The following is a 15,135-nucleotide window of genomic DNA, read 5'->3' on the forward strand; positions in this document are numbered from 1 at the left end:
TGGGGACAGCGACTTACCGGAGGTAACCCGCAGGTAACCACGGACCCGCCGCACCCACAAGACGTCTCCCGCACCCCTGTTCCCCCGCTCCTCCCCCACCCTCCCGCACCCCGTGCGCGCCCCATGCGGGATCATGGAACCATCACCCGCAGAAGGGACGGAACGGACGATGAGGAACCGCAGCGTCGCGGACCTGATGACCCCGACGGCGGTCGCGGTCCAGCGCGGTACGCCGTTCAAGGAGATCGCGCGCCTCCTCGACGAGTACGGCATCACGGCGGTCCCGGTGGTCGACGAGGAGAACCGGCCCGTGGGCGTGGTCTCCGAGGCCGACCTGCTCCGCCGGCACACCGCCAAGGACGGCCCCAGCACCGCCGAGGCCATGATGTCCAGCCCCGTGCGCACCGCCCGGCCCTCCTGGACCGCCATCGAGGCGGCCCGGCTCATGGAGCGGCACCACGTCAAGCGGCTGCCGGTCGTGGACGCGGACGGGCGGCTCATCGGCGTCCTCAGCCGCAGCGACCTGCTCCAGCTCTTCCTGCGGCGCGACCGCTCGATCCAGGAGGAGATCCGCGAGGACGTGGTGATCCGCATCCTCGGCCTCTCCCCCGCCGCCGTCCACATCGACGTCGACGAGGGCCGGGTCACCCTCAGCGGCACCCTGGCGCGCAAGGACCTCGGGCCCATGCTGGTCCGGCTGTGCGAGTCCGTCGACGGGGTGGTCGAGGTGGTGGACCACCTGGTCGTGGAGCCGCCCCAGGAGTGAGGGACGGCGGGGGCGCCGCGCGCGCCGCGCCCCCGCGCCGGGCGGTCGCCGGCACGGGGGCGCGGGGCGGCGGACTCCTCAGGAGACCGCCTCCGGCCAGCCGTATCCCGGGCCCGTGCGCGCCGGCACGGTCCCGGCGCCCACCGCCTCCATCTCCCGGTTCGCCTCCCGCATCAGCTTGCCCGCCAGGTCCTTCATGGCCCGGCTCGCGGCCAGCTCGTCGCCGATCACCGGCACGTCGGTGTCCGCCGGGTTGCAGCGGGCCGAGCCGTGCCCCGTGAAGGTGGCCGTGCCCGTGTCGAGGCGGGCCTCTGCCTTGGTCCGGCCCGCTTCCTCGCTCAGCTCCAGGCCGACCCTCCACTCCAGGTTCCGCGTCATGGTCTGCCTCCTCGCACGCCGGTCGGCGCCGCCGGTGCCGTACGGCGCCGGGGCGCTGCTCCCCGCCCCTTCCAGGATCCGCCCGCGGCGGCCGGGGCGCACGGGGACGGAGGCGGGTGTTCCGCACCGGCGGCGGGGGAACCACCCCCCGCACGGACACTTCACGGCGAAGGGGTACCGCTATGGCCGGCCGGTTGGGCGCCCGCAGACGGCTGGAGGTGCTCCAGGTCGTCGTCGCCGGCCTCGGCGTCCCCGCGAGCCTGGGCGTCGGCGTGCTCCTGAACGCGAGCGGGCTGCACGTCGGCGTCGGCCTCGCCGCGACCGCGCTCGTCCTCATGGCCACGGCCACCGTCCTCGCGAAGCTCGACGCCCGGCTGTCCCGCCACCCCCCGCCGCCGTCGCGGAGGGGCCGCCGCGCGGAAGACGACCGGGACGACGGCCGGGGCGGCCTCTGAGGGTGCCGGGCCCCGGGCGGGCGGGTTCGGGCGGACGGCTCGGGTGGGCGGGTTCGGGCGGGCGGTTCAGACGGGCGGGCGCTCTTCGGGCAGGGCGTGCGCGAGCAGGAACTCGGTCGCGCCCGCGATGGCCTCCGCGTAGGTGCCGTGCACCGGCTGGGACTCCCCCTCCCGCTGGTCCGCGCCGGTCGCGGCGTACCACCAGGCGTCGGCGTCGGGATCGTGGTGCACGACGGCGGTGCCGCCCGCGTAGTGGAGCGGGATGGACTCGGCGGAGGACTTCCTGACCACCGCGTGGGGCCACTTGACGCGGGCCGACTGGCGCTTGATGCCGCCCCAGGCGGCGCCGAGCTGGGCGTAGTTGGCGCCGCTGCGGCCCGCCACGGTGGCGGCGGACTCCGCGAGCCGGTCGACGGACAGCTTGGCCTCGTACACGGCCCGCAGCATGGCCAGCTGCACGTCGGGCGAGGCCATGAGCACCGGGTCGGGCTCCTTGCCCGCGGCGCGGTAGGCGAGCAGGCGGGTCGAGATCCGCTCCGCCAGGGCCCGGACCGCGTCGAGGACCCGCTCGTCCATGGTGAAGGCGTCGTCCTGGGAGGGCTCGCTCCAGGGCGGCTCCACCAGGTCCGAGAAGGCGGCCCAGAAGTCGTCGTCGCTCTTGTCGGGGGTCGGGATGCCCGCCCCGTTCACATCGTTCATGCGACAAAGATAACTGTCACTCTCTCTTTTCGACAGCTATTACTGTCGTCCGCGCGGCGAGGGCGGGACGGCGGGAGGACGGCGCGGCGGGCCGGGACCACCGCGGGTCACGGCCGGCCCGTCGGTAGAGTGGGCGCGGGCGCGGTGAGATCACGAGGAGTCTGTGTTGACCGCGGTCAGCCTTGAGCACGCCACCGTCCCCGCCGACAGCGGCGAGGTGACCCTGCTGATAGCCCGCCGGGTGGAGCCCGGCCACGAGGAGTCGTTCCGGCGCTGGGCGCAGGGCATCCTCGACACCGCGGCGACCTTCCCCGGCCACCTCGGGTACGGGCTCTTCCGCTCCTCCGGCGGCGACGCCCCCTGGTTCCTCGTGCACCGCTTCCGCGACGCCGAGGCCTGCCGGACCTGGCAGGAGTCGCCGGAGCGCGCGGCCTGGTTCGCCGACTGCGAGGGGCACCACCACACCGAGATCGCCCGGCGGAAGCTGACCGGCATGGAGACGTGGTTCGCCGAGCCGGGCTCCACCCGCCCCGCGCCGCCCCGCTGGAAGATGGCGGTGAGCGCGACGCTCGCGATCTACCCGATCTCCGTCCTCGGAAGCCTCTTCCTGATCCCGCACCTGACCGCCCTGCCCGTCCTCCTCACCAGCGCGGTCACCGCCTGCGTCTTCAACGTCCTCATGACCTACGTCTCGATGCCCGCCGTCAGCAGGCTCCTGCGGAGGTGGCTCACGCCGTAGCGGCGGCGAGGAGCCCGTCGACCCTCCTCGCGGCGCCGGAAGCCGGCGCCCCCGCCGGATGCGGGGGCGCCGGCTTTTCGCCGGTGGGCGGGGGTGGGTCAGCAGGGGTTGATGTTGATCTTGAAGTTGGTGGTGTTCCGGATGTCCTCGGCGTTGTCCCGCAGGCGCAGGCAGTTGAAGGTCGCCTCACCGACGGCCGGGCCCTGACCGGGCTCGGGCATCTCGTTGGCCCAGACGCCGATGCCGGACCTGGCGTTCCACGCGTCACCGCTGCGCTGGGCGCCGGTGATGGAGACGTCGGTGAAGACGGTGTCCTTCACCGGGTTCTCGGGCTGCGAACCGGTGTACTTCGTCTGGAACATGATGCCGCTGTACGTCGGGTCGACGATGTCCACGCGGCTGACGCGGATCCCCTGGAAGACCTTCGAGGCGGAGAACAGCCAGATGCCGGGGAAGGCCTGGTTGCCCCAGAAGTGCCCGCCGGCCCGGACGACCGAGATGTTCTCGAACTTCGTCGGGACGGTCCCGAAGCCGTTCATCGGGTAGCCGAAGTCCAGCGAGGAGATGGTGATGCCGGAGTAGACCAGGGTGTCGGCGATGTGGATGTTGCGGAAGGTGTTGTCGTAGCCGCCGTAGACGGCCACGCCCGCCGCGCGCCAGGTCAGCGTGGTGGACAGGTTCTCGTAGACGTTGTTCTTCATGTCCGCGCCGCCCGCGTCGATCGCGGAGAAGAGCGCGAAGCTGTCGTCGCCGGTGGCGCGGGCGTCGTTGTTGGACACCAGGTTGTCCGTCGACCCGTTGGTCATGTTGACGCCGTCGGCGAACATGTTCCGGATCCGGGAGTTCCTGATCGTCGTCCGGTCGGTGTTGGCACCCCAGTAGAGGCAGACCATGTGCTCGTTCCAGATGTCGTCGATGACGATGTCGGCCGTGTTCTGGAAGTCGAAGACCTTGCCCGGGCCGTCGATGCGGGTGACGTAGTTGCCGAAGTACGCGAAGCCCTTGAAGAGCGAGCCGTTCGCGGTGGCCTCGGCGCGGAAGCCGATGTCGGTGTTGTCCTGCGCGGCGGGCGCCCGGAACCTGGTGTACCACGGGCCGGCGCCGACGACCTTGACGGCCTTGCCGTACACCTGGAACTTGCTCGACGTCTGGTAGTCGCCGGGCGGCAGGTAGACGCCGACGAGCTTGCCGGTCGTGTCCATGCGGACCTTGTCCAGGGCGTTCTGCACGTCCTGGTGGGTGAAGCCGGCCGGCACGGCGTACGCGGCCGGGTCCGGGTTCGCGACCGGGGCGACCTGCTCCAGGCTGACGAAGTCGATCGCGTAGTGGGCGGCCGAGTTGGCCGCGTCCTTCTGGAGCCTGATCCTGCTGCCGGCGGGGACGGTCTCCCCGAACATCAGGTTCGCCTCGTCGTAGATGTGGCGCGGGGCGCCGGAAGCCGGGTCGTTGCCGGGGCCGGCCTCGGCGCCGTACAGCCAGGCGTACTTGGAGGTGAGCGGCAGGGCCTTCTTGAACACCCCGTCGACGTAGACGTTGATCGTCGTGTCGATGCCGCCGCCGCCCGGGGCGTCCGGGACGGAGAAGCGGGTGACGAGGGTGTTGGTGGCGGCCCGGGTCGTGAACTCGACGTACTCGCCGGTCGCGTCCAGGGTGACGGCCTTGCGGCCGGAGGCCTCGCCGGCGACGTCGCCGACGGTGCGGTTGGGCCCGACGACGGCCGCCCCGCCGCCCGCGGTGCCGTCCTCCGCCTCGTACGTCGTGTACGGCATGTTCGCGCCGCGCCCGACGAACAGGGGTTGGGTCCGCGTGTTGTTCGCGCGCTTGACCGGCGGTTCGTTCGCGTCGTCGGCGAGGACGGTGCGGACGGTGTACGAGCCGTTGACGGCGGTCCAGGTGCCCAGGCTCACCTCCGCCGAGGCCCCCGCCGCCAGCGCACCGGAGTGCGAGCCGGTCAGCGTCCTGACGACTCCGCCCTGGGCGTCCACCACCTCCAGGGTGACGCCGTGGCCGCCGGACGCGGTCGCCGTCGTGCCCTGGTTCTTCACCGCGACCTTGAAGGTGACCGCGTCGCCGGCGCTCGGGCTCGACGGGACGGTCGTCACCGAGGAGGCGACGAGGTCGGCGCCGGCGACCGGCTTCACCACCAGTGCGGTGGGCCGGACGTAGACGTTGTCGGTCTCGTTCTGCTCCAGGACCTCGTTCGCCTCGTCCGCGACCGCGCCGAGCTCGTACGAACCCTCGGCGCGCACGCCGATGGAGACGGGGACGGTGGCCTGCTCGCCGGGGGCGAGGGCCGGGACCTGCCCGGTCGCGACCTTGGTGCCGCCGAGGCGGACGGCGACCCTGCTCGCGGCGGCGGCCGCCGTGCCGCCGTTGCGGACGACGGCCGAGACGGTGATCTCGTCGTCCTCCTCGGGCGCGGCGGGCGTGGTCGACAGCCCGGTGACGGTCAGGTCCGGGTTGGGCGCGGGCACGCCGACGACCTGGAACTCGGCGATCTGGCCGCCGGGCGCGCCGGTGTTGGCGGTGAACCTGAGCCGGACGTCCGCGAGCCGGGCGGTCAGCGGGATGGTGACGGTGTTGCCGCTCGCCGGGTCGAAGGAGTAGCTCTTGGCCGCGACCTTGCTGGTGAAGGCGGTGGCGTTCTGCTCGCGGCCGAGGACCTCGATGGTCTGGCTGCGGGCCTGCCAGACCTGGGCCGGGTCGAGCTTCAGCACGAGCTTGTCGAGGTCGGCGTCGGAGCCCAGCTTGACGGTGAGGGTCTGCGGGTAGGCGCCGCCCCCGCCCTCCCAGTAGGTGGCGGTGTCGTTGTCGTTGGCGTGGGCCGCGGTGAAGGCGCCGGTGGTCGAGGAGGCCTCGATCGTCTTGCCGACGGCGAGGTTGGATCCGGTCCCGCCGCTTCCGTTGCGGGTGACGCGGTTGGAGGCGACGGAGGTGTTGCCCGCCGCGTCCTTGGCCACCACGTGGTAGGTGACGGTGGCGCTCGCCGGCTGGGTGTCGGTGTAGGTGGTGACGGTGCCCGCGACGCTGCCGCGCAGGACGTTGTTCGCGTACACGTCGTACGCCGTGACGCCCTTGTCGTCGGTGGCGGCCGTCCAGGCCAGCCTGACCTGGCCGCTCGCCGGCTCGGTGAGGGCGAGGTTGGCGGGGGCGGTGGGGGCCTGGGTGTCGCCGCCGTCGCCGAAGCGGGTGACGGTGTTGCTGTCGCCGGACTGGTTCCCCGCCGCGTCCTTCGCCCGCACCCGGTAGGAGACGGTCCGGTCGGCCGGGCGGGTGTCGGTGAAGGTCGTGACGTCGCCCGCGACGGAGGTCAGCAGGACGTTGTCGGCGTAGACGTCGTAGCCGGAGACGCCGACGTCGTCGGTGGAGGCGTTCCAGGTGAGCCGGATCTGTCCGGTGGCGGGCTGGGTGAAGGCCAGGTTCGTGGGGGCGGTGGGGGCCCGGGTGTCGCCGGTGGCCGGGCCGTAGACCTCCAGTTCGGATATCTGGGCGGCGGGCTGCACGGTGTTGGCGGTCACCAGCACGCGCACGTAGCGGGTGGTGGTGGAGTCCAGGGTGATCGTCGCCGTGTTGTCGTTGGCCGCGTCGAAGGCGTACGCCCGGGAGGCCGACAGGTCGGTGAAGACGGTGCCGTCGGCGCTGCCCTGGATCTTCAGGGTCTGGCTGCGGGCTCCCCAGCCGGCCGGCAGTCTGAGGACGACCCGGTTCACCGCCACCGAGGCGCCGAGGTCGGCCTGGAGCCACTGCGGCAGGGCGTTGTTGCCGCTCTCCCAGTAGCTGGCCCGGTTGCCGTCGTTGGCGTTCGGCGCGGAGTACACCTCGGTGTGGCTGCTCGCCGTGAGCGTCTTGCCGGCGGCGAGGTTCCCCGAGGAGCCCTCGGCCGCGTGCACCTCCAGCTCGGAGAGCTGGGCCGCCTGCCAGCCGGTGTTGGCGGTGACGTTCACCCGGACGAAGCGGGTCTGCGTGGACGGGAAGGCGACGGTGACCGTGTTGGCCGAGCCGGGGCTGAAGGTGTAGGTGGCGGAGCTCTTCAGGGTGGTGAAGCTGGTGCCGTCGGCGCTGCCCTGGACGGAGAGGGTCTGGTTCCGGGCCTCCCAGCCGGCGGGCAGCCTGAGGACCACCTCGTCGACGCGGGTGGTGGTGCCGAGGTCGGCCTGCACCCACTGGGGCAGGGAGCCGCCGGCGCTCTCCCAGTACGAGCCCTGGTCGCCGTCGGTGATGTTGCCGGCCGAGAAGCCGGACTGCGCGCTGCTGGCGGAGGCGGCGTCACCGAGCGCGACGTTGGGTCCGCCGGCGGCGTGGGCGGCCGTCAGGGGGCCGCCCAGCGCCAGCAGGCTGGTCGCGATCGCGGCGCTCAGGCACCGTGACCGCCAGGTGGGGGTTCTCATCGTTCCTCGCTTCGTGGAGGGGGTGGGGGTGGGGACGCCCGGACGCGGTGCCGGGCGTCCCCGCCCGGGGTCGGGGCGTCAGCCCTGGTGGAAGACGAACTGCGTGCCGGGCTGCGAGCAGACGTCGCCCTTGGCGGAGTTCGTGACGGTGACGTTCGTCAGCGTGGCGCTGCCGCGCGCACCGCCCATCGCGAGGATTCCGCAGCCGTTGAGCGACTTGTCGATCCTCACGTTCGTGACCTTGACGTCCGGCATGGCGCCGCCGCCGGTCTTGAACTGGATGCCGTCGTAGGTCGACTCGTGGATGTCGGTGTCCCGGATGGTGACGCCCGGGATGTCGGGACCCTGCGCGAAGAGGGTGATGGCGCCGAACTCCTGGTCCTCGTTCCAGAAGGCGCCGCCGGTCCGGTACAGGGCGTTGCCGGCGATCAGCGTCTGCCCGGAGAAGGGGATCGGGTCGTGGTCGGTGGCGAGCATGATCCCCGGGTAGTTCATGGTGTCGGAGACCACGTTGTTCTCGATGGTGTTGCCGTAGCCGCCGTACACGGCGATGCCGTTGGCGCGCCACGGCAGCTGGACCGTGTTGTTGCGGAAGTGGTTGTCGTGGCCGACGTCCACCGAGGTGTCCTTGACGTACTTGTTGGCCCAGACGGCGAGCGCGTCGTCGCCGGTGTTGCGGAAGGACGAGTTGTAGACGGTGGAGTTGCGGGTGCCGTTGGAGAAGTTGACGCCGTCGGCGTAGGTGTTGCGGATCCGCATGCCGCTGAACTCCAGGCCGTCGCCGGGGTTCCACAGCTCGGGGATGTTGGAGTAGTCGCGGCCGACCCAGGCGGCGACGTTGGCGTGCTCGATCCAGACGTTGCTGATCTTCGTGTTCTTGCCGAAGCGGCCGTTGAGGCCGACGCCGCCCTCGGCGTTGCCGTCGCCGCCCCGGATGGTGCCGGAGCCGAAGATGGCGATGTCCGAGATCCTGGTGTTGTCGTCGATGTCGAAGCCGAAGTTGCCCTCGTGCGGGTGGTTGATGCCGTTCGCGAGGTGCGGCGGGGTCAGCGTGTAGAGCTGGGAGTGCCACATGCCGGCGCCGCGGACGGTGACGTCGCGGATGCCGACCTGGTTGTGGGTGCCGCGGTTCAGCGGGTCGTCCGTGAGGATCTTCTGCTCCTGGCGCCACTGGCCTGCCGGGATCCAGACGCAGGGAATCTCGCCCTTCTGGTCGGCGGTCACGGCCCGCTGGAGGGCGTCGGTGTCGTCGATGCCGTCGTTGGGGACCGCGCCGTACTCGGTGATCGAGACGCACTCGGCGGGCTTGGCGGCCGGCGGGGCGACCTGTTCCAGGTCGACCAGGTCGACGACGTAGAAGGCGGCGTCGTCACCCGCGTCCCGCTGGAGGCGGAACTTGGTGCCGGCCGGGTAGGACTGCGCGAGCAGCGCGTGGGACTCGTCGAAGAGGCGGCGGGCGTCACCGCCGGGGGTGTTGGTGAGCCCCTCCGGCTGGTCGGTGGTGCCGTACAGCCAGCTGTGCTTGGAGGAGAGGGTCAGCTTGCGGACGAACTGGCCGTTCGCGTAGAGGCTGAGGGTGGCCTCCCGGCCGCCGCCGCCCGGCGCGTCCGGGATGGAGTTGCGCACGACGATCGAGTTGGCGGCGCCGGCGGAGGTGAACTCCACGTAGTCGCCCTGCGCGTTGAGGCGCACCGACTCGCGGCCCGAGGACTCGGTGGCGAAGTTGGTGTGGCCGAACGGGCGGGTGGAGTCGGTGTACAGGAGCGTGCCGCGGTAGGCGGCGTCCTCGGCCTCGTACTCCGTGTACGGGACGGCGGCGCCGCGCCCGACGACGAGGGAGCGGCCGAAGACGTTGTTGTTCTCGTTCGTCTCCGTGACGGTGCCGGTGGCGTCGGCGGTCGCGGTCAGCGTGACGCCGCCGTCGGTGGCCGTCCAGGTCCCGGCGAGGGCCACGTCGGCGGTGCCGCCGGCCGCGAGGGCCGGGGTCGTCCCGGACAGCGTGGTGGAGCCCACGGTGAGCCGGGTGACGCTGCCGGCCGGGACGGCCGAGGTGCCGCGGTTCTTGACGGCGACCGTGAAGGAGACCGGCGCGCCGACCGCGGGGGTGGCCGGGTTCGAGGTGATGCCGGTGACCGTCAGGTCGGGGCCCGGGGCCTGGGTGACGTTCAGCTTGGCCGTCGCGGTGCGGCTGTTGTTGCCGTTGTCGAGCTCGGGCACCGTGTCGGTCGGGTCGACGGCGGCGGAGACGGTGTAGGCGCCCGTCGGGCGCTTGCCGATCGGGACGGCGACGGTCGCCGACAGGCCGGCGGCGAGGGCGGGGACCGGGGCGGAGCCCGCGACGGTGCCCTCGGCGCTGACGTTCACCGTCGTGGCCGGGGCCGCCGCGGTGCCGGCGTTGCGGACGGTGACCCGGGCGGTCACGTCGTCGGCCTCGGAGGGGGTGGCCGGCTCCCAGGTGAGCTCGTTGACGACGAGGTCCGGGGCCGGGGCGGCCGTGCCGAGCACCTGGAGCTCCGCGACCTGGACGCCGGGCGCGCCGTTGTTGGAGAAGCCGGTCAGGCGGAGGTCGGAGACGCGGCCGGTCACCGGGATGGTGACGGTGTTCCGGCCCGAGGAGGGGCTGAAGGCGTAGTCGGCGCGGGCCTTCAGGGTGGTGAAGCCCGAGGCGGCGGAGGCCCGGCCGAGGACTTCGAGGGACTGGGTGCGCGGGCCCCAGACGGCGTCCGGGTCGAGCTTGACGACGACGCCGGTGACGTCCGCGTCGGAGCCCAGCCGGACGGTGAGCGAGGCGGGGAAGCCGGCCGACTCCCAGTAGGTGGAGACGCTGTCGTCGGTGGCGTTGGCCGCCGCGAAGTTCTGGGTCGTGGAGGTCGCCTCGACCGGCTTGTTGCGGGCCAGGTTGGTGCCGGCCGGCGGCGGGTCGCCCGGGTCCCCGCCGCCCCCGGCCTCGCCGTAGACCTCCAGTTCGGAGAGCTGGGCGGCGTTCCAGGCGGTGTTGGAGCCGACCTGGATCCGCACGAAGCGGGCGGTGGCCGCCGGCAGGTCGACGTTCACCGTGTTCGCGGCGGACGGGGCGAACGCACGGGCCTGGGCCGCGGTGAGGGTGCTGAACGCGGTGCCGTCGGCGCTGCCGAGGACGGCGAGGGACTGGTCGCGCGCCTCCCAGCCGGTGGGCAGCTTGAGCGTCAGCCGGTCCAGGTCGACCTGGGTGCCCAGGTCGACCTGGACCCACTGCGGGAAGGAGCCCAACGGCCCTTCCCAGTAGGACTGCTGGCTTCCGTCGGTGACGTGGGAGGCCGGGTAGCCGCCGTTCGCGCCGCCGGCCGTCGCCGCCCTGTCGAGGGCGAGGTTGACGTCTCCCGCCGCCTGGGCGGGGACGGGAAGCAGCCCCAGGGAGATCAGGCCCGCCGTCAGCAGACCGACCCCCAGTCGCCTGCTCGGATGTGTGCCTCTCATGGTGACCTTTCCGCGATGCGGGCGGGGCCCGTGCCCCTCCTGGGTCCTGAGCGGCCTCTCGCCGACGGACGCGCGAGGGAGCTCGAAGGAGTTCGACAGGGTCACGCGCCAGGAGCCCGATATGACTCCGACAAGGATCGAATGACGGACAGCCAGGTTCTTGAGTAACTATGTGGCTCGTTTGCGCCGTCAGCCCGCAAGGTTTCTACTGGATGACGACTTTGTCAACGGGTCCCGTCCGGTTACGAACAACCGACGCCCCCCGGAAACACCGACGGCACCGATATCGGGGCCACTTGGGGCGGAGATACCGGTGCCGTCGGATGAGGGCTGTCCCGTCGGGGACGCGAAAGGTCAGGGAGCGACGCCCCCGGGGTCGGCGGACGCACCCGCCCCCGGAACGCAAGAATCACGCAAAAAGTGCAAGGAAATTGCGCCCGTCAGGACCAGGGCGCGGGGGCCAGGGGCGTGACGACCGGCGGGCGGTCGTCGCAGGTGAGGGTGTTCGGCAGCAGCCACGGGGCGAGCCAGCCGCCGTCGTTGCCGCCGAGGTCGGCGAGCCCGAACTCGGATCCCGTGGCGGGGAAGTTGAAGGAGCCGCAGTTGTTCACCCCGACCGCCCCGACGTTGCGGGCGTCGACGTTCTCGAAGGTCGCGGAGCCCTTGGTGCGGGCGCTGAGCACGGAGTTGCCCGCGCCGTCGACCCGGATGTCCTCGAAGTGGACGGAGGGGATGGAGAACCGGTCCTTCACGCCGTACTCGCTGACGAGCATGATCGCGTTGTGGGTGGAGTCGAGGTAGTGGTCGCCGGTGACCCGGACGTCGGCGTCGATGGAGCCGTCCAGGGCGTAGAACCAGAGGGCGCCGAGGCCGATCCGCCAGTTGAGGTCGAGGGTGCCGGCGCGGACGGTGGTGTTGTCGGTGAAGCGCAGGGTGCCGGCGAAGGGTTCGGCGCCGAAGCGGGCGCCGGCGTGGAGTCCGCTGCCCTCGCGCACCGGGTCGGCCACGAGGTTGCCGGTGACGGCGGTGTCCTCGCCGCCGTAGACGGCGATGCCGTTGGCGAGGGTGGGTGACTGGACGGTGTTGCGGGCGACGGTGTTGCGGGCGTCGGCGGTCCTCTCCGACCAGAGGGCGATGCCGTCGTCGCCGGTGTTCCGCACGAAGTTGTTCCGGACCAGTGAATCGGTCACCCCGGTGTGGAAGTTGAGGGCGTCGGCGACCTGGTCGGTGATGACGTTGTCCGTCACCTTCACGTTCCGCATCGGGCCGTCGAACCAGAGGCCGACCTTGGTGTGGTGCAGATAGAGGCCTTCGACGGTGGAGTCGCTCATCGCGCCGCCGATGGCGTTGACCTGGTCGGTGTCGATCCGCTCGCGGACGTCGCCCTCGATCGCGAAGCCGCGCAGGTGGACGTCGCGGCTGCCGCCCTCGGAGGCGGGCTTGCCGTAGAGGCCGACGCCGGTGTGGCGGGAGCCGTCGGGGGCGGGTTCGGCGAGGGTGACCTGACGGCCCTTGAGCACGGTGTGCCAGTTTCCGGCGCCGACGATCGTGACGTCGTCGACCTCGATGTGCCGGTCGACGCGGAAGGTGCCCGGCGGCAGGTAGACGGGCCGGTCCAGGCGGCGGGCGAGGGCGATGGCCCGTTCGATGGCGGGGGCCGCGTCCCGGCGGCCGGTGGGGTCGGCGCCCAGGAGCCGTACGTCGACCCCGCCGCGTTCGACGTGCGGCGCGGCGACACGTTCGGTGTCGAGCAGGTCGATCACCGTCCAGGCGGCCGGGCTGCCGGCCGGGACCGTCAGCCGCACCTTCTCCCCCGCGCGGTACGTCTTCCCGAGGCGCAGGCGCCGCTCGTCGTAGAAGTGGGTGGGCCGGAAGGGCTTGTCGAGGACGGGCGCCGGGGTGGTGGAGGCCGGCACGCAGGAGCACTCGGCGAGCCACCAGTCCGGGTGGAGCAGGTCGGCCCGGGGATCGTTGGTGAACGGGTACTGGTTGTAGAGCCAGGAGTACTGCGAGGTCAGCGTCATGGTGCGGCGGTCGCGGCCGTCGACGGTGACGTCGAGGGGCGCGGTGATGCCGCCGCCCCCGGCCGCGTCCGGGATGCTGTAGCGCACGGTCAGGGCGTTCGCGGCGCGGGGCAGGGTGAACTCGACGTACTGGCCGGGGACGAGCCGGACCGCCTTCCGGCCGGAGGCCTCCGAGGGGAGGGTGTACGGGGTGCGGTCCGGCCCGATCACGGTGCCGGTGGTGCGGGCGTTCTCCGCCTCCTGCTCGTCGAAGGCGACGTCGGCGCCGCGTCCCGCCACGAGCGCCGGGTCGAGCCCGGCGCGGGTGACCACGGGCCCGGCGGGGGGCGGAGCGGAGGAGGGACCGGCGGGCGAGGCGGCGGCCAGGCCGCCGGCGGCCTGGCCGAGGCAGAGGAGGGCGCAGGCGACGGCGGTGGCTCTGGCACCGGCGCGGACGCGTGGACGGACACGGCTGAGGATCATCTGGGCTCGCTTCTCGGACGGTGCGGACCCGCGGCGAGCGGCTTCGCCGCGGTGGTCGGGCGGAGGGTGTGCCGGCTGAGGACGAGGACGCGCCCGCCGTACGCGGGGCCCCGCGTACGGCCGGGGTCAGGCGCGCAGCCAGACGGCCGTGTCCGGGGGGAGGGCGCCGGCGGCGTCCAGGGGGCCGCTGGCGAGGAGCACGGCGCGGTGGCCGGGGAGGTCCACGGGCGCGCCGGAGAGGTTGACCACGCAGGTCAGGCCGTGGCCGCGGGTGAAGGACAGGACTCCGTCGGGTGCGGGCAGCCAGGCGAGCGTGCCGTCTCCGAAGCCGGGCTCGGTGCGGCGCAGGGCGAGGGCGGTGCGGTAGAGGGTGAGCATGGAGCCGGGGTCGCCGCTCTGCCGGTCGACGGCGTAGCGGGCCCAGTCGGCGGGCTGCGGCAGCCAGGGGTCCGTACCGCCGAAGCCGTACGAGGGTGCCTCGGCCTCCCAGGGGAGCGGGACCCGGCAGCCGTCGCGGCCGGGGTCGGTGCCGCCGGAGCGGAAGTGCATGGGGTCCTGGATGCGGTCCAGGGGGATCTCGGCCTCGGGAAGGCCCAGTTCCTCGCCCTGGTAGAGGTAGACGGAGCCGGGCAGGGCGAGGGTGAGCAGGGCGGCGGCGCGGGCGCGGCGGGTGCCGAGGTCCAGGTCGGCGGGGGTGCCGAAGCGCTTGGCGGCGAAGTCGAAGGCGGTGTCGGCGCGGCCGTAGCGGGTGACGGTTCGGGTGACGTCGTGGTTGCAGAGCACCCAGGTCGCGGGGGCGTGGACGGGGGCGTGCTCGGCGAGGGTGTCGTCGATGGTGCGGCGCAGCCGGTCCGGTTCCCACGGGCAGGCGAGGAAGTTGAAGTTGAAGGCGGTGTGCAGTTCGTCCGGGCGGAGGTAGCGGGCGAAGCGTTCGGCGTCGGGGAGCCAGACCTCGCCGACGAAGACGCCGCCGTACTCGTCGGCTATCGCCCGCCAGGAGCGGTAGACGTCGTGGATCTCGTCGAGGTCGATGTACGGGTGGGGGTCGACGCCCTCGGTGAAGTCGCGCAGCTCCGGGTCCTTGGTGAGGAGGGCGGCGGAGTCGATGCGGACGCCGGCGACGCCGCGCTCGAACCAGAAGCGCAGGACCTCCTCGTGCTCGCGGCGGACGTCGGGGTGGGACCAGTTGAGGTCGGGCTGTTCGGGGGTGAAGAGGTGGAGGTACCACTCGCCGTCGGGGACGCGGGTCCAGGTGGTGCCGGAGAACTGCGACGGCCAGTCGTTGGGCGGGAGTTCGCCGTGCTCGCCGCGGCCGGGCCGGAAGTGGAAGCGGGCGCGCTCGGGGCTGCCGGGGCCGGCGTCGAGTGCCTCCCGGAACCAGCGGTGCCGGTCGGAGACGTGGTTGGGGACGATGTCGACGATGACCCGCAGGCCGAGCGCGGCGGCCTCGGCGATGAGCTTCTCGGCCTCGTCGAGGGTGCCGAAGGCGGGGTCGATGGCGCGGTAGTCGGCGACGTCGTAGCCGCCGTCGACCATCGGGGAGGCGTACCAGGGGGTGAACCAGACGGCGTCGACGCCGAGTCCGGCGAGGTGGGGCAGTCTCGCCCGGACGCCCGCGAGGTCACCGGTGCCGTCGCCGTCGCCGTCGGCGAAGCTGCGCGGGTACACCTGGTAGATGACGGCGTCGCGCCACCAGTCGGCGGTGCGGGTCGGAGTGGGGGCTGCCACGGGACGGTCCTTTCGAGCGGGAAGAGGTGCTCCGCCGCCG

Annotated in this window: 9 protein-coding genes; 3 read left to right on the top strand and 6 right to left on the bottom strand. The window is 72.6% G+C overall.

Features of this window, described 5'->3' with window-relative positions; all coding sequences use genetic code 11:
* Window positions 1-169 precede the first annotated feature (169 nt).
* Window positions 170-766, top strand: a complete 597-nt coding sequence (locus ACFW6A_RS21190) for a CBS domain-containing protein (protein ID WP_351850347.1) — start codon at window positions 170-172, stop codon at window positions 764-766.
* A 78-nt stretch (window positions 767-844) separates the two neighbouring features.
* On the opposite strand, the gene ACFW6A_RS21195 is transcribed toward ACFW6A_RS21190, so the two are convergent.
* On the bottom strand, window positions 845-1,144 hold the full coding sequence (locus ACFW6A_RS21195) for a DUF1876 domain-containing protein (RefSeq protein WP_351850349.1): 300 nt from the start codon (window positions 1,142-1,144) through the stop codon (window positions 845-847).
* Window positions 1,145-1,326: 182 nt separating this feature from the next.
* On the opposite strand from ACFW6A_RS21195, the gene ACFW6A_RS21200 reads away from it, so the two are divergent.
* A complete protein-coding gene (locus tag ACFW6A_RS21200) occupies window positions 1,327-1,599 on the top strand; it encodes a hypothetical protein (RefSeq protein ID WP_351850351.1) in 273 nt (90 codons plus the stop codon).
* Window positions 1,600-1,665: 66 nt separating this feature from the next.
* Here ACFW6A_RS21200 and ACFW6A_RS21205 read toward each other — a convergent pair whose 3' ends face one another.
* Window positions 1,666-2,298, bottom strand: coding sequence for a hypothetical protein (locus tag ACFW6A_RS21205; protein ID WP_386641983.1), 633 nt, complete (start codon window positions 2,296-2,298; stop codon window positions 1,666-1,668).
* 163 nt (window positions 2,299-2,461) lie between these two features.
* Here ACFW6A_RS21205 and ACFW6A_RS21210 point away from each other — a divergent pair, with 163 nt between their 5' ends.
* Window positions 2,462-3,037, top strand: a complete 576-nt coding sequence (locus ACFW6A_RS21210; RefSeq protein WP_351850354.1) for an antibiotic biosynthesis monooxygenase — start codon at window positions 2,462-2,464, stop codon at window positions 3,035-3,037.
* Between the two features lie 98 nt (window positions 3,038-3,135).
* Here ACFW6A_RS21210 and ACFW6A_RS21215 read toward each other — a convergent pair whose 3' ends face one another.
* The 4 genes from ACFW6A_RS21215 to ACFW6A_RS21230 all read right to left on the bottom strand — a co-directional run bounded on the left by ACFW6A_RS21215 (window position 3,136) and on the right by ACFW6A_RS21230 (window position 15,095).
* Window positions 3,136-7,425 (bottom strand): discoidin domain-containing protein, encoded by a 4,290-nt coding sequence (locus ACFW6A_RS21215; RefSeq protein WP_386483921.1) that lies wholly within the window; start codon window positions 7,423-7,425, stop codon window positions 3,136-3,138.
* Between the two features lie 78 nt (window positions 7,426-7,503).
* Entirely contained in the window at window positions 7,504-10,881 is a 3,378-nt protein-coding gene (locus ACFW6A_RS21220; RefSeq protein ID WP_386641986.1) for a CARDB domain-containing protein, read from the bottom strand.
* Window positions 10,882-11,321: 440 nt separating this feature from the next.
* Complete coding sequence (locus ACFW6A_RS21225) at window positions 11,322-13,367, bottom strand: glycosyl hydrolase family 28-related protein (protein WP_386641989.1); 2,046 nt, start codon at window positions 13,365-13,367, stop codon at window positions 11,322-11,324.
* 126 nt (window positions 13,368-13,493) lie between these two features.
* A complete protein-coding gene (locus ACFW6A_RS21230) occupies window positions 13,494-15,095 on the bottom strand; it encodes a glycoside hydrolase family 13 protein (RefSeq protein WP_386641992.1) in 1,602 nt (533 codons plus the stop codon).
* Window positions 15,096-15,135: the final 40 nt, after the last annotated feature.

This window comes from Streptomyces sp. NPDC058758, from assembly GCF_042746075.1.
Lineage (GTDB): Bacteria > Actinomycetota > Actinomycetes > Streptomycetales > Streptomycetaceae > Streptomyces.

What these genes read in the sequence shown, in the direction of transcription:
- ACFW6A_RS21190 (WP_351850347.1), top strand. Translation starts at nt 170, where the DNA reads ATGAGGAACCGCAGCGTCGCGGACCTGATGACCCCGACGGCGGTCGCG.
- ACFW6A_RS21195 (WP_351850349.1), bottom strand. Translation starts at nt 1,144, where the DNA reads ATGACGCGGAACCTGGAGTGGAGGGTCGGCCTGGAGCTGAGCGAGGAA.
- ACFW6A_RS21200 (WP_351850351.1), top strand. Translation starts at nt 1,327, where the DNA reads ATGGCCGGCCGGTTGGGCGCCCGCAGACGGCTGGAGGTGCTCCAGGTC.
- ACFW6A_RS21205 (WP_386641983.1), bottom strand. Translation starts at nt 2,298, where the DNA reads ATGAACGATGTGAACGGGGCGGGCATCCCGACCCCCGACAAGAGCGAC.
- ACFW6A_RS21215 (WP_386483921.1), bottom strand. Translation starts at nt 7,425, where the DNA reads ATGAGAACCCCCACCTGGCGGTCACGGTGCCTGAGCGCCGCGATCGCG.
- ACFW6A_RS21220 (WP_386641986.1), bottom strand. Translation starts at nt 10,881, where the DNA reads ATGAGAGGCACACATCCGAGCAGGCGACTGGGGGTCGGTCTGCTGACG.
- ACFW6A_RS21225 (WP_386641989.1), bottom strand. Translation starts at nt 13,367, where the DNA reads ATGATCCTCAGCCGTGTCCGTCCACGCGTCCGCGCCGGTGCCAGAGCC.